This is a genomic window from Streptomyces sp. NPDC127117, assembly GCF_042677325.1.
Taxonomy (GTDB): Bacteria; Actinomycetota; Actinomycetes; order Streptomycetales; family Streptomycetaceae; genus Streptomyces.
Genome location: NZ_JBHXTM010000072.1, coordinates 6720 through 20492 on the forward strand (window position 1 = coordinate 6720; position 13773 = coordinate 20492).

15 protein-coding genes are annotated in these 13773 nt (G+C 72.4%); 10 read left to right on the plus strand and 5 right to left on the minus strand.

What is annotated here, in order from left to right:
• Positions 1–173 precede the first annotated feature (173 nt).
• Together ACFVH0_RS36475 and ACFVH0_RS36480 are read right to left on the minus strand one after the other, a co-directional pair.
• Positions 174–575: an ATP-binding protein gene (locus tag ACFVH0_RS36475; RefSeq protein ID WP_385827414.1), complete on the minus strand. Its 402-nt coding sequence runs from the start codon at positions 573–575 to the stop codon at positions 174–176.
• 288 nt (positions 576–863) lie between these two features.
• Complete coding sequence (locus tag ACFVH0_RS36480) at positions 864–1811, minus strand: hypothetical protein (RefSeq protein WP_385827415.1); 948 nt, start codon at positions 1809–1811, stop codon at positions 864–866.
• Between the two features lie 61 nt (positions 1812–1872).
• Between ACFVH0_RS36480 and dapE the strand changes: the two genes are divergently transcribed.
• Positions 1873–2952, plus strand: coding sequence for a succinyl-diaminopimelate desuccinylase (dapE, locus tag ACFVH0_RS36485; protein ID WP_385827417.1), 1080 nt, complete (start codon positions 1873–1875; stop codon positions 2950–2952).
• Positions 2953–3053: 101 nt separating this feature from the next.
• Positions 3054–3803 carry a TIGR00730 family Rossman fold protein gene (locus ACFVH0_RS36490; RefSeq protein ID WP_385827419.1) on the plus strand — a complete coding sequence of 250 codons (750 nt, stop codon included), beginning with the start codon at positions 3054–3056 and terminating at the stop codon, positions 3801–3803.
• Positions 3804–4010: 207 nt separating this feature from the next.
• Here ACFVH0_RS36490 and folP read toward each other — a convergent pair whose 3' ends face one another.
• Positions 4011–4883: a dihydropteroate synthase gene (gene folP / locus ACFVH0_RS36495; RefSeq protein ID WP_124716560.1), complete on the minus strand. Its 873-nt coding sequence runs from the start codon at positions 4881–4883 to the stop codon at positions 4011–4013.
• Positions 4884–5209: 326 nt separating this feature from the next.
• On the opposite strand from folP, the gene ACFVH0_RS36500 reads away from it, so the two are divergent.
• Together ACFVH0_RS36500 and ACFVH0_RS36505 are read left to right on the plus strand one after the other, a co-directional pair.
• Positions 5210–5665, plus strand: coding sequence for a cell division protein DivIVA (locus ACFVH0_RS36500; RefSeq protein WP_385827421.1), 456 nt, complete (start codon positions 5210–5212; stop codon positions 5663–5665).
• The gene (locus ACFVH0_RS36505; protein WP_385827423.1) at positions 5662–6246 is read left to right on the plus strand and encodes a DNA-3-methyladenine glycosylase I; all 585 of its coding nucleotides are present in this window, start codon (positions 5662–5664) and stop codon (positions 6244–6246) included. Before ACFVH0_RS36500 ends, ACFVH0_RS36505 begins: the two co-directional genes overlap by 4 nt.
• A 15-nt stretch (positions 6247–6261) precedes the next feature.
• Here ACFVH0_RS36505 and ACFVH0_RS36510 read toward each other — a convergent pair whose 3' ends face one another.
• Positions 6262–7074 (minus strand): enoyl-CoA hydratase/isomerase family protein, encoded by an 813-nt coding sequence (locus ACFVH0_RS36510; RefSeq protein WP_385827424.1) that lies wholly within the window; start codon positions 7072–7074, stop codon positions 6262–6264.
• A 314-nt stretch (positions 7075–7388) separates the two neighbouring features.
• Between ACFVH0_RS36510 and ACFVH0_RS36515 the strand changes: the two genes are divergently transcribed.
• Positions 7389–7556 carry a DUF3117 domain-containing protein gene (locus ACFVH0_RS36515; protein WP_003966491.1) on the plus strand — a complete coding sequence of 56 codons (168 nt, stop codon included), beginning with the start codon at positions 7389–7391 and terminating at the stop codon, positions 7554–7556.
• Positions 7557–7710: 154 nt separating this feature from the next.
• Here ACFVH0_RS36515 and ACFVH0_RS36520 read toward each other — a convergent pair whose 3' ends face one another.
• The gene (locus ACFVH0_RS36520; protein WP_266733576.1) at positions 7711–8376 is read right to left on the minus strand and encodes an O-methyltransferase; all 666 of its coding nucleotides are present in this window, start codon (positions 8374–8376) and stop codon (positions 7711–7713) included.
• Between the two features lie 181 nt (positions 8377–8557).
• Here ACFVH0_RS36520 and sigE point away from each other — a divergent pair, with 181 nt between their 5' ends.
• The 5 genes from sigE to ACFVH0_RS36545 all read left to right on the plus strand — a co-directional run bounded on the left by sigE (position 8558) and on the right by ACFVH0_RS36545 (position 13643).
• A complete protein-coding gene (gene sigE, locus ACFVH0_RS36525) occupies positions 8558–9319 on the plus strand; it encodes an RNA polymerase sigma factor SigE (protein WP_206433351.1) in 762 nt (253 codons plus the stop codon).
• Positions 9316–10347, plus strand: coding sequence for a zf-HC2 domain-containing protein (locus ACFVH0_RS36530; RefSeq protein WP_385827426.1), 1032 nt, complete (start codon positions 9316–9318; stop codon positions 10345–10347). The genes sigE and ACFVH0_RS36530 overlap by 4 nt, the downstream gene beginning before the upstream one ends.
• Positions 10348–10460: 113 nt before the next feature.
• Positions 10461–12278 carry a trypsin-like peptidase domain-containing protein gene (locus ACFVH0_RS36535; RefSeq protein ID WP_385827428.1) on the plus strand — a complete coding sequence of 606 codons (1818 nt, stop codon included), beginning with the start codon at positions 10461–10463 and terminating at the stop codon, positions 12276–12278.
• A gap of 99 nt (positions 12279–12377) precedes the next feature.
• Positions 12378–12863, plus strand: coding sequence for a sec-independent translocase (locus ACFVH0_RS36540; protein ID WP_385827430.1), 486 nt, complete (start codon positions 12378–12380; stop codon positions 12861–12863).
• A 120-nt stretch (positions 12864–12983) separates the two neighbouring features.
• On the plus strand, positions 12984–13643 hold the full coding sequence (locus ACFVH0_RS36545) for a hypothetical protein (protein ID WP_385827431.1): 660 nt from the start codon (positions 12984–12986) through the stop codon (positions 13641–13643).
• Positions 13644–13773: the final 130 nt, after the last annotated feature.

A 13773-nucleotide genomic window follows, 5' to 3' on the forward strand; every position in this document is an offset into this window, starting at 1 on the left:
GTTTGTTAATACGACACTGCTTCGTTGGGGTGGTGTTCACGGCGCCGGCCGCGGGGGTGGCGGCCGCCGTCACGCGGCTGGGATTACACCGGCGTAACACGCGTGGGGCAGGGGGTGTGCGCACTCCCGAGGCCCCTCGCGTATGTGATGTGCCGGCCGGCGGCCGGTGCGGGTCAGCCGCCGATCGGCAGGCCCTGGGTGGGCAGGCCGCCCTCGGTCACGGTACCGGCGGCCTCGCCGATGACCTGGCCCGCGTTGCCCGCGGCGCCGCCCGCGGCCTTCTGCACGGCGGGGGTGGTCTCGGCGCCGGCCTTGCCGACGGTCTTGCTCGCGGCCGGGAGGGTCGTCCCGACGATCTTGCCGCCGGTGTCGCCCGCCGCCTTGGTGCCCTGCTGGGACGCGCCGTCGACCGTCTTGCCGAGACCGGCACCGTCGACGGTGGTCAGACCGCCGAGCTCCGGGGCCTGCGGGAGCTCCGCGGCACCCGCGGCTCCGGCCGCACCGACCACGGGGGCGGCACCCGCAGCGATCAGCAGTGCGGCACGGGCGATCCGGCGGGTCAGGGGGAGGGACATGATGCTCCTTCGACAGGATGAGGAATAGGTCTGTCCGTTGATCGGACGCAATGACAACCGTCGAAAGGGCGGGGGAGGTTGCGGTGGGCCGAGGTAAAGAGTCGGTAATGTGTCACATGATCGGCATTGGGGGAACCCGGATGGACGCGGCATTTCCGGGCTTGATGATGAACCGTCACTTCCCTTCTCCGGCAAGGGAATTGAGGAGCCGACGGGGGAATTGCGGGAGGTGTGGTCCGGGGAGTTGTCCGGAAAGGATCGGACGACGCCTCCGGGTGATCGTGCGAACTAGCGCGCGAGCCTGATCCGTACGTCGGTGGTGCCCGATTCCTTACGCTCCGTCCGCCAGCCCGTCCCGGCCTCCCACACCCGGCCCGCGTACGAGACCTCGCCCAGGCGGAGCGCCTCGGACTGCGCGACCGCCCAGTGCGCCAGCTCCCAGCCGCGCCGGGCCGAGTCGTCGTCCTCGGACGCCCGGGTCGCGGGCACCGGCACCGAGACCGTGCTCGACGCAGCCGCGCCGGCCGCAGGCCCGCCGTCCTCCGGTGCCGTCGTCACCGGAGGCAGCACCTTCTTGCCGAAGGCGCGCACCAGCTCCGCCCGCACCTTCGCCGCGTCGGGGCTCGCCGCCGTCGCCCGCGGCGGCGCGCAGTTCAGCGCGGCGGGCGTACGGCCGGTCAGCGCCGCCGCCAGCAGGGCCGCGTCCGGCTCGTGCTTCGCGTACGCCTGCGGGAAACCGCTGCGCTGGACCCGCTGGGCCGCGACCGTCAGCGGCAGCCGCGAGTAGCCGGGGACCTCGGCCAGATGCCGGTAGAACTCCCCGGCGGAGTAGACGGGGTCCAGGATCTGCTTCTCGGTGCCCCAGCCCTGCGAGGGGCGCTGCTGGAACAGCCCCAGCGAGTCCCGGTCGCCGTGCTCGATGTTCCGCAGCCCGGACTCCTGGAGCGCGGTCGCCAGCGCGATCGTCACGGCACGCTCCGGCATCCCGCGCGAGGTGCCGACCGCGGAGATCGTCGCGGCGTTGACGGCCTGTTCCGGACTCATCCGGTACGTACGGCCCTCGCCGTCCGAACCGTCCTCGGACCGCACGGTGCATCCCTCGATGACCCTGCTGCCGGTTATGTACTGAACGGTCAGATAGCCGCCGAGCGCGGCGAGCACGACAAGGGCGGCCGCGATGCGCAAGGGGCGGCTGCGGCCGGTGTGTCGGCGGGCGGGGGAGACGGTCCGGGGCACGCGCCCACCGTACTGGAGTGCCCGACCGGGGCCGAGGGCCCAGTCCTTTAGGGTCGGTCCCATGCCCGAAACCACACTTGACCTCACCCTCGGCGGCCCGGAGCTGACCGCCCGGCTCGTCGACTTCCCGTCGGTCAGCGGCCAGGAGAAGGACCTCGCGGACGCGATCGAGTCGGCGCTGCGCACCCTGCCGCACCTGACCGTCGACCGGTACGGCAACAACGTCGTGGCCAGGACGGACCTGGGCCGCGCCGAGCGGGTGGTGCTGGCCGGGCACATCGACACCGTGCCGATCGCCGACAACCTGCCGTCCCGGCTCGACGACAACGGGGTGCTGTGGGGCTGCGGCACCTCCGACATGAAGTCGGGCGTCGCCGTCCAGCTGCGGATCGCCGCGACCGTGCCCGAGCCCAACCGCGACCTGACCTTCGTCTTCTACGACAACGAGGAGGTCGCCGCGCACCTCAACGGGCTCGGCCACATCGCCGACGCCCACCCCGACTGGCTGACGGGCGACTTCGCGGTCCTGCTGGAGGGCTCCGACGCCGAGGTCGAGGGCGGCTGCCAGGGCACCCTGCGGGTCTTCCTCCGTACGGAGGGGGAGCGGGCCCACTCCGCGCGCGGCTGGATGGGATCCAACGCCATCCACTCCGCCGCCCCGATCCTGGCCCGCCTCGCCGCGTACGAACCGCGCCGCCCGGTCATCGACGGCCTCGAATACCACGAGGGCCTGAACGCGGTACGGATCGAGGGGGGCGTCGCCAACAACGTCATCCCGGACGCCTGCACCGTCGTGGTCAATTTCCGGTACGCGCCCGACCGGACCGCCGAGGAGGCCCTGGCCCACGTCCACGAGGTCTTCGCGGACTGCGGCGTCGTCGAATTCGTCGTCGACGACCACTCGGGCGCGGCCATGCCCGGCCTCTCGCACCCGGCGGCCAAGGCGTTCATGGCGGCGGTGGGCGGCACCGCCCGGCCCAAGTTCGGCTGGACGGACGTCTCCCGCTTCGGCTCCCTCGGCGTCCCCGCGGTGAACTACGGACCGGGCGACCCGCTCTTCGCCCACAAGCGCGACGAGCACGTGGTGGTCGAGCGGATCACGCAGTGCGAGGAGCGGCTCCGCTCCTGGCTCACCGGCTGACCCACGGCATTCCCCTGTCCGTAACCTCCATCGATCTACCCTGACCTGACAACGGATGGCCATCGCGGATGGCCGTCGATCGTCGTCGGAGGGAGCAGGTCATGGGCAACCCCGAGGGAGCACGTGTCCCCGAGGAGCAGCGGCTCGGACCGGTACTGCGCCGCAGGGAACAGGTACAGCCCGGCACCACCGACCAGCGGCTGCTGGACACCGAGGGCGACTCCGAGTGGGTGCACACCGACCCCTGGCGGGTGATGCGCATCCAGTCGGAGTTCGTCGAGGGATTCGGCGCACTGGCCGAACTGCCGAGCGCCATCAGCGTCTTCGGCTCCGCCCGTACCCCGGCCGACGGACCCGACTACGAGGCGGGCGTACGGATCGGCAAGGCGCTGGTGGAGGCCGGCTTCGCGGTCATCACGGGCGGCGGGCCGGGAGCGATGGAGGCGGCGAACAAGGGGGCGCGGGAGGCGAAGGGGGTCTCGGTCGGTCTCGGCATCGAGCTGCCCTTCGAGTCCGGCCTCAACCCGCACGTCGACATCGGCGTCAATTTCCGCTACTTCTTCGTCCGCAAGACGATGTTCGTGAAGTACGCGCAGGGCTTCGTCGTACTGCCCGGCGGGCTCGGCACCCTGGACGAGCTCTTCGAGGCCCTCACCCTCGTCCAGACGGGCAAGGTCACCCGCTTCCCGATCGTGCTGTTCGGCACCGCGTACTGGAGCGGTCTCGTGGACTGGCTGAGGGACACGGTGGTGGCGCAGGGCAAGGCGTCCGAGCACGACCTGCTGCTGTTCCACGTCACCGACGACGTGGACGAGGCGGTCAACCTCGTGACGAAGGAGGTCGGCCGGTAGGGGCCGTCCGAGGAGCGGGGCCGGGGCGGGGCCGACGGCCGGGGCAGGTGCTCGGGGCCGGGCTCGGGCGTGGGCCCCGCCCCGGACGGGGTCACGGCCCCGCCCCGGACGGGGTCACGGCCCCGCCCCGGACGGGGTCACGGCCCCGCCCCGGACGGGGTCACGGCCCGGCCCCGTCCGGGTCACGGCCCCGATCGCCCGCCCGGGTCAGGCCAGTCCGCGCCGGGCCACGGCCGGCTCCCGGTGCCCCGCGATGGACGCCACCATGTCCAGCACCTGCCGGGTCTCCGCCACCTCGTGCACCCGGTACACCTGCGCCCCGAGCCACGCCGAGACGGCCGTGGTCGCCAGCGTCCCGATCACCCGCTCCTTCACCGGCCGGTCGAGCGTCTCGCCGACGAAGTCCTTGTTGGACAGCGAGACGAGCACCGGCCAGCCGGTCTCCGTCATCTCGCCGAGCCGGCGGGTCGCCTCCAGGGAGTGCCGGGTGTTCTTCCCGAAGTCATGACCGGGATCGATCATGATCCCGTCGGGCCGCACCCCGAGCTCCACCGCCCGTTCGGCCAGTCCCACCGTCACCCGCAGGATGTCCGCCATGACGTCCTCGTACGCGATCCGGTGCGGCCGGGTCCGCGGCTCGGCGCCGCCCGCGTGCGTGCAGACCAGACCCGCGCCGTACCGTGCGGCGACCTCCGCGAGCTTGGGGTCCACCCCGCCCCACGCGTCGTTCAGCACGTCCGCGCCGGCCTCGCAGACCGCCTCGCCCACGTCGTGGCGCCAGGTGTCGACGCTGATCACCACGTCCGGGTGACGGCGGCGCACCTCCGCGACGAACCCCACCGTGCGACGCGCCTCCTCCTCGGCGGTCACCTCCTCGCCCGGACCCGCCTTCACGCCCCCGATGTCGACGATCGCCGCACCGTCCGCGATCGCCTGCTCGACCCGGGCGAGCGCCGGTTCGTCCCGGAACGTCGCACCCTGGTCGTAGAAGGAGTCCGGGGTACGGTTCACGATCGCCATGATCACCGGCTCGTGCGCACCGAATTCGCGCCGCCCCAGCCTGAGCGCACCGCTTCGCATACCGCGTTTCTCCTTTGCCAGATCGCCACGTGGGTCACCTGTGACCCTAGGGCCTCTCGTTTGGATCATGACGGGCTCGTGTGCCCCGGTGCCCCACCTCGCCGCGCTGTCGTCACTCGCCGGGGCTCCTTCTCCGAGCTCTCGGCCCCGCTCGACCAGGGGAGACCCCATCCGACTCCCCCTTTGCCCCGCGATGCACCACACCGGACCCCGCTCCCTGATCCGGCCCGACCCGAACGAGAGACCTTAGGCCCTGTCAGGGCGGCCACCGGCTGTCGGTGCCGCATGGCACGATCGGACCCGGACAGGTTTCCGCTCCCGGGGAGATGCGCGTGTTCTGGTTCTTGCTGGTGACGATGGTCGTGGTCGTGGCCGCGGTCACCCTAGCGGTGGTCGGTGGGGGGAAGAGCGCCGTCCTGCAGGACGTGGCGCCCGAGCAGCTGACCGATCCGCTGCCCGCCACGAGACCGGTCGGCCGCGCGGACGTCGACGCGCTGCGCCTGCCGGTGGCCGTGCGCGGCTACCGCATGACGGATGTCGACGAGGCGCTCGGCCGGCTCGGTGCCGAGCTCGCCGAGCGGGACGCGCGGATCGCGGAGCTGGAATCGGCGCTGGCCGGCGCTCAGGCGTCCGCGGTCGGCCGCCCCGGGCTGATCGAGCCGCCGCAGGAGCGGCCGCAGCAGGGCCGGGAGCTGCCCGGGGACCGCCCGAGAGCGCCGTGGGAGGCGCCGGAGCAGGACCCGCGGCACACCGGGAACACGGGAGAGGAGCCCCTGCGATGAGCGGAGCCGAAGCGGCCCCGGACGGCGGCCTGCGCTGCCCGTGGGGGCTCTCCACCGAGGACTACCTCGCGTACCACGACACCGAGTGGGGCCGCCCCGTCCACGGCGACGACGCCCTCTTCGAGCGGCTCTGCCTGGAGGCCTTCCAGTCGGGCCTCTCCTGGCTGACGATCCTGCGACGCCGGGAGGGCTTCCGCTCCGCCTTCGCCGGGTTCAAGATCCCCGCCGTCGCGGAGTTCACCGACGCCGACAAGGAGCGCCTCCTCGCCGATGCCGGCATCATCCGCAACCGCGCGAAGATCGAGGCGACCCTCGCCAACGCCAAGGTGCTGGCCGGCTGGGCGGCCGGCGAGCTGGACGAGGTGATCTGGTCCCACGCCCCCGACCCGGCCGGCCGGCCGGCCCCCCGCACCACCGGGGACATCCCGGCGGTCACCCCGGAGTCCACCGCACTGGCCAAGGACCTCAAGAAGCGCGGGCTGCGCTTCGTCGGACCCACCACGGCCTACGCGCTGATGCAGGCGTGCGGCCTGGTCGACGACCACCTGGCCGACTGCGTGGCACGCGGAACCGGCGCGTAAGGCCCGTACCGGGGGCTACCGGCCGAGGTACTTCGGCTTCTCCTTGTTCAGGAACGCCTGCACCGCGATCGTGTGGTCCTCGGACTTGCCCGCCCGGGTCTGGAGCTCGTCCTCCTTCTCCAGTGCCTCGCTCAGCGTGCGACCGGCGCCGTGGGCCAGGGACTCCTTGAGCGCGGCGTAGGCCACGGTGGGGCCGGCCGCCAGGGTGCGGGCCACGGCGGCGGCCTCGGCGGCCAGGTCGGCGGCGGGCACCAGCTTGTTCACGATGCCCAGCTCATGGGCGTCCTGCGCGGAGATCGAGCGCGGGAAGAACAGCAGATCGGCGGCGCGGCTCTGCCCGATCAGGCGGGGCAGCGTCCAAGAGACCCCCGAGTCGGCGGTGAGGGCCACGCCGGCGAAGGAGGTGTTGAACGAGGCGGTGTCGGCGGCCACCCGGTAGTCGCAGGCGAGCGCGAAACCGAAACCGGCACCGGCGGCGACCCCGTTGACCCCGGCGACGACCGGCTTGGGCATCTCGGTGATGGCCCGCACGATCGGGTTGTAGTGCTCCCGCACGGTGCTCAGCGCGTTGCCGCTGCCCGACTCGCGGGTGCTCTCCAGCTTGGCCACGTGCTCCTTCAGGTCCTGGCCGACACAGAACGCCCGACCGGTCGCGGTGAGCAGCACGGCCCGTACGGCGGTGTCGGCCGCCGCGGACCGCAGCGCGTCGCGGAGGGCCACCTTGGCCGCGGTGTTCATGGCGTTCATCGCGTCGGGACGGTTGATCGTGATCGTCGCGAGTCCGTCGCTCACTTCACAGAGCACGCTGTCCGCCATGTGGTCGGCCATTTCGTTGTCCCCTTCGCACCTCGGGAAATGCCTTGTCCACGCAAGCATGGCCGACTCCGGCGGGCGCCGACATGTGACCTGCGTCTAACAATTGCGCCCCGATGCGGGGGTGCGGGCGGCGGAGTATCGCAGGCCGATCGCCGAATTGGGTGGTTTTGAGAGAGCGCGTTGCGCAAGCGATGCAGACCGATGTTGGTCATCGGGGTCTGTGATGCGGGATAATGGCCTGGAAGCAATGTGTTCGATGCCGGTGACACAGCGCCTGTCATGGGGCCGCCGGTTGCGATGAGCTGGTTTCAGGAAGGGGAACGAGCATGGCGGCCATGAAGCCGCGGACGGGCGACGGCCCGCTCGAGGTGACAAAGGAGGGGCGGGGCATCGTCATGCGCGTTCCGCTCGAAGGCGGCGGTCGGCTTGTCGTGGAGCTGACTCCGGACGAGGCCGATGCACTCGGCGATGCCCTCAAGAAGGTCGTCGGCTGAGCAGAGGCGCCCACACTTCAGCGCTGCCCCGGCACGGACTCCGTGCCGGGGCAGCGCTGCGTCCACGGCCTTCGCGACCACTCACGGACCGCACGGCCGGCCCGCCCGGCGGTCGAGGGCCCGCCCGTGGAGCCGGGGCGCGGCCCTGAGGGTCTCAGCCCCTGCGCACCGCGCACAGCAGCCCGTCGCCCACCGGCAGCAGCGTCGACAACAGCTCCTGGCTCTCCCGCACCGCACGCAGCAGCTCCCGCAGCCGCAGCACCTCCGCGGGCTGCGCGGCGGAATCGACCGTACGGCCGTCCGCGAAGACGCCCTCGAAGCAGACCAGGCCGCCGGGGCGCAGCAGGCGCAACGATTCAGCGAGACAGTCCAGGCTCTCCAGCCGGTCGCCGTCGCAGAACACGAGGTCGTATCCGCCGTCCGCGAGCCGGGGAAGTACGTCCAGGGCGCGGCCGGGGATGAAGCGGGCCCGGTTGGCAGCGAACCCCGCGGCCCGGAACGCCTCACGGGCGAACTGCTGCCGCTCGGGCTCCGGGTCGACCGTGGTCAGGACGCCGTCGGGCCGCATCCCGTGCAGCAGATAGAGGCCGGACACGCCGGTCCCGGTGCCGATTTCGGCCACCGCTTTGGCGTCCGTCGTGGCAGCGAGCAAGCGCAGCGCGGCGCCGGTACCTGGCGACACCGAGCGGAGCCCCGCCTCCCGGGCCCGGTCCCGGGCCCAGTGCAGTGCTTCGTCCTCGGCGACAAAGGCGTCGGCGAACGCCCAGCTCGTCTGCCGGTTGGCGGTAATGACCCTCTCCTGTCCCCGTAGTTGGCGCAACGGTGACTGTATCCGCTGCGCCCGGGAACCCGCAGATGGGACCGGGCGTTATGGAGAGGCAGGGGAGAGCGCGTGGAACCGGCCCGCGGATCGGGTCCGGGAGCCACGGGCCGGCGGTTCCGGGGTGATCCCCGGCCCCAGCAGGAAAAAGGCTTATCCGGAGCTAACGGGCGAGGTGGCTATGGTAGGGGCTCCACTGGACACCACCAGAGCCGATAGGGGAGGTGCGGCTGCGCCTGTGGATCGGGGAGGAGTGCTGCGGCGCTTTCTCAGGTCGGCGGGTGAGCCGAAATCCGTGACCAACATTGCTGACCGTTCTTCCAACGACTCCGCACCGACCGCGACCTTCGCCTCAGATGCGGACTCCCAGGCGTGGACGCCGCCCTCATGGGAAGAGATCGTCAGCACGCACAGCGGCCGGGTCTACCGCCTGGCCTACCGGCTGACGGGCAACCAGCACGATGCCGAGGACCTCACCCAGGAGGTCTTCGTCCGCGTGTTCAGGTCGCTGTCGACCTATACGCCGGGCACTTTCGAGGGCTGGCTGCACCGCATCACGACCAACCTGTTCCTGGACATGGTCCGCCGCAAGCAGCGGATCCGCTTCGACTCCCTCGGTGACGACGCCGCCGAGCGACTGCCGAGCCGTGAGCCGTCCCCGCAGCAGGTCTTCAACGACACCCACTTCGACGCGGACGTGCAGCAGGCGCTGGACACCCTCGCGCCCGAGTTCCGTGCCGCCGTCGTGCTCTGCGACATCGAGGGCCTTTCGTACGAGGAGATCGCCGCGACGCTGGGCGTGAAGCTCGGCACCGTGCGCAGCCGTATCCACCGCGGTCGCTCGCACCTGCGCAAGGCGTTGCAGCACCGTTCGCCCGAGGCCCGGGCCGAGCAGCGCTCGCTGGCGGGCGCGATCCTGGCAGGGGAGGGCGGAACGGCGTGAGTGGCACAGATCCGACCCCCGCGGAACAACACCTGGGGGACCGCCTCGCCGCGCTCGTCGACGGCGAGCTGAAACACGACGCCCGCGAGCGGGTGCTCGCCCACCTCGCGACCTGCGCCAAGTGCAAGGCCGAGGCCGCGGCGCAGCGACGCCTGAAGAGTGTCTTCGCCCAGTCCGCCCCGCCGTCGCCGTCCGAGGGGTTCCTCGCCCGGCTGCAGGGCCTTCCAGGGGGGCCGGGGGGTGACGACGACGGCCCGGACAGACCATTCGGCGGCTCCGGGCGCTTCGCCGACGGGCTCTTCCCCGTGATCCAGCCGTCCGGCAGCCGCCCGGACTCGTCGGGGAACCGGCCGTTCGGCGGCTTCGGCTTCCTTCCGACCCCGCACGGCTCGGCCGCCGTGCTGCCGGGCGGGCCCTCCCGTTCCGGCTTCCGGATCCACGAGGTGGGCCGGGAGGGCGAGCGGTCGCCCTGGCGCGGCCGGAGATTCGCCTTCGCGGCGGCGAGCGCCGTCTCGCTGGCGGCCATCGCCCTCGGCGGTGCCCTGCCCACGGGTGCGGGCCCCAGCTCCCCGGCCCGGGCCACCGGCGCCGGAAACACGGTGACCCCGCTCGACGCGCCTTCGCGCGGCGAGAGCGGCGGGCAGCCCGGCCGCCGCGGCGGTGGCAGCCACGGCACGCTCGCCGCGAGAGGATCGGGCGAGCGCTCGATCGCCTCCGCCCCGTCGACGGCTGCGAGCGTCGCACCGGCTGCGCCCTCGGCCACTCCCGCGGTGCTCTCCACCACGACCCTCGCGGAAAATCCCCTCGCCACGCACGTCCTGACCAATGTGTCCGCGCCACCGCTGATACGCCCGACCGGCACCACACCGCTCTTCGCGCAGGTCTTCGGGCGGCTCGACGCACAGTCCCCGGTGCCCTCCGCGCCACCGACCGGGACGCAGTCGTCACCACCGCCCTGGGCGCGGTCGTCGGCCTCGGCGCTCCCCACCCCCGCCGATCCCGGTCTGCCGCTTTCCTCCCGGCGCTGACCGACGGGGTCTGCGCAAGTATTCGCAAACCTGGTTGAATTCCGGGAGCAGTTCCGGGAGGGACGCCCCTGGCGGGGCGTGCAGAGGCCAGTTGCGGCAGTTGCGGGGAGAGCATGGAAGACGGGAAGTCCACCGGGCCGAAGGCGAAGTGGTGGAGCCGGCCCACACCGGGACGCACCACCCGCACAGCGCCGGACGAGCCGACCCCCGTGGCGGACACGCCCGCGCCTGCGGCCGACCCGATGGACGCGCCGACGGATGCCGTCACGGCACCGGACGCGGCTCTGGCGACGGAAGCGACGACCGAGAGCCGTAGTACCGGGAGCAGCATGACGGAGCCGGAGGCGCCCACGGCCGACGCGCCGTCGGCCCCGGCGCCCGGCCCGGTGCCCGACGTACCGGCCGTGCGGCTCACGAAGCCGCTGCACGAGCCCGACGAGTACAGCACCCCGCCCTACGGCGGACCGGGCCCCTGGGCGCCCGCACCCCCCGTTCAGCGCCCGGTCCCGACCCCGGCGCACGGCACCCCCGTACCCCCGCAGTACGCGGGGACGAACGGCGCGGGCATCCCCACGCCGCCCGCCCCCACGCCGCCCGCTCCCGCCGCGCCCGCCCCCACCGGCTTCACGCCACCCCCGCCCCACACACCTCAGCAGCCCCTGCCGCAGCAGCGACAGCAGCCCCAGCCCCTGCCGCAGCAGGCCCAGCCCCAGCAGCCCAACGGGGCGTCGACGCAGTGGCTGCAGTACGACCCCTGGGGCGCGCCCAGGCAGCCGCTCACCAACCCGGGCCCGCCGCTCGGGGCCGACACCGGCCGCAAGAAGGACCGGCGCGGCTCGCTCCTGGCCGGCGCGGTACTGCTCGCGCTGGTGGCGGGCGGCATCGGCGGCGGCATCGGGGCGTACATCGAGCGCAACGGCGGCCTCACCCAGGTCGAACTCCCGCAGGCCGGCCGCAGCAGCGGCGGCCGTGCCCCGGACAGCGTCGCCGGCATCGCCGCCAGCGCCCTGCCCAGCGTGGTCACCCTCCACGTCAGCGGCTCCACCGAGTCCGGCACCGGCACCGGCTTCGTCCTCGACGGCTCCGGCCACATCCTCACCAACAACCATGTCGTCGCCCCGGCCGGCCAGGCCGGCGAGATCACCGTCACGTTCAGCGGCGGCGAGACCGCGCGCGGCGAGGTCGTCGGCAAGGACAGCGGCTACGACCTGGCCGTGGTCAAGGTCACCGGGGTCTCCGGCCTCAAGCCGCTGCCGCTGGGCAACTCCGACAACGTGCGGGTCGGCGACCCCGTGGTGGCCATCGGCGCCCCCTTCGACCTCTCCAACACCGTGACCTCCGGCATCATCAGCGCCAAGGACCGGCCGATCACCGCGGGCGGCGAGAAGGGCGACGGCAGCGACATCAGCTATGTCGACGCGCTGCAGACCGACGCGCCGATCAACCCCGGCAATTCCGGCGGCCCGCTCGTCGACGCCGACGCCCATGTCATAGGCATCAACAGCGCCATCCGGGCCGCCGACAGCGGTGCGTCCGAGGAGGGCGGGCAGGCGGGCTCCATCGGCCTCGGCTTCGCCATCCCGATCAACCAGGGCAAGCGGGTCGCCGAGGAGCTGATCAACACCGGCACGGCCACCCACCCGGTGATCGGTGTCACGCTCGACATGAAGTACACCGGGGACGGCGCCAGGGTCGGGTCGAAGGGCGCGGAGGGCAGGCCCGCTGTGACGCCGGACGGGCCCGGCGCCAAGGCCGGGATCAGGCCCGGGGACGTCATCACCGAGGTCGACGGACAGCGTGTGCACAGTGGTGAGGAACTGATCGTCAAGATCCGCGCGCACCGCCCGGGCGACCGTCTGGACCTCGCGCTGACCCGCGGTGGTAAAGACCTGTCCATCTCTTTGACGCTCGGTTCCGCAAGCGGCACGTGACGGGCCCGGGACGCTACCGCGTGGGCAGTTCCGACGGGTACCGTGGGCCGGGTCCGGACCTCGACCGACATGGTCTCGGAGAACACGAAGGGCAACAGGGTGTTCAATGACATAGGCGCACTCGAGCTGGTGACGCTCGCTGTTCTGGGCGTGTTGATCTTCGGCCCGGACAAGCTGCCGAAGGTTATCCAGGACGCCTCGCGCTTCATCCGCAAGATCCGTGAGTTCTCGGAGAGCGCCAAGGAGGACATCCGCTCGGAGCTCGGCCCGGAGTTCAAGGACTTCGAGTTCGAGGACCTCAACCCCAAGACGTTCGTCCGCAAGCAGCTCATGGACGGCAAGGACGACCTGGGGCTGAAGGAGATCCGCGAGAGCTTCGACCTCCGCAAGGACCTGGCCGAGGTCACCGACGCGGTGAACGGCCGGGAGAGCAAGGAAGTGGAGTCCGCGGACTCCCGGACCAGCGTGTCGAGCGGCTCCGCGATCACCGCCGCCAATGGCTCCGCCGGTGCTCCGGACCTGCTCAAGAAGCGTGACCAGCCCGCCAAGGACGACCGGCCGCCGTTCGACGCCGACGCCACCTGACCCCCCGCCAATCCCGGCTCGTCCGGAGGGTATGGCTATTCTCCATCTGTCCGGTTGTGAGTACGCCCGTTGGGGGGCGGGCCGCTCCGGACCCAACGGATCGAGGAGGCGGCCGGGCAGATGGAGACGACAAGTCGGGTGGGCGCGGAAGATGCGCCGAGCACAGTCACGGCAGAGGGGATGCCGGCGGCCCGGCGCACTGTCGACGGCTATCTGGCGGCCACGTTCCCCTGGTACGGACTGGACGAGGCCTTCACCGGGCCGCGCCGGCTGATGCAGGTCGGCACCGCGGCGGACGGCACGGTCCAGCACGGTTCCATCGGTCACGGTGACGAACCGTCGGTCCGGGCCGACGCGGGCGCCGAGAAGCTGCGGTTCGCCGTCGTCGTGTCGATGGCCAGCAGCCCGGTGCGGCGCAGCGGCGACGGCACGGGAGTGCTGGACGCGACCACGGTGTCCTCCGCGGCCTGGCTGGCCGGGTCCGGCCTGCTCGCCTGCACCTGGCCGGCGCAGATGGACCACGGGCTGCGCGACGACTGGCTGGACCAGCAGACGGAGACGGCGTTCGAACTCGCCGACGACCTGGACGGCCCGGCGTGGTCGGTGCTCTCCCTGCCGGTGGACGGCGTTCCCGTCCCGTTCCACTACCGCGAGTCGGAGTTCGGCTGGGTACTGGCCGGATCGGCGCCCGGCGGGGTGTACATCGGCGCCTACGGGCGCGGGATGAGCGCGTACGGGCTGGGCTTCTCGGTGATCGGCGACATCACGACGTACGCGTAGCACGGGGACGTACGCGGAAACACGGAGCGGTGGGCGGGGCCCGCGGCGGGCCCCCGCCCGGGGTGTGGAAGAGGTTGGGGGGGGGGTGGCCCCAGAAAAAAACCCCCACCCAGCCCGACGGGCGCCCCCC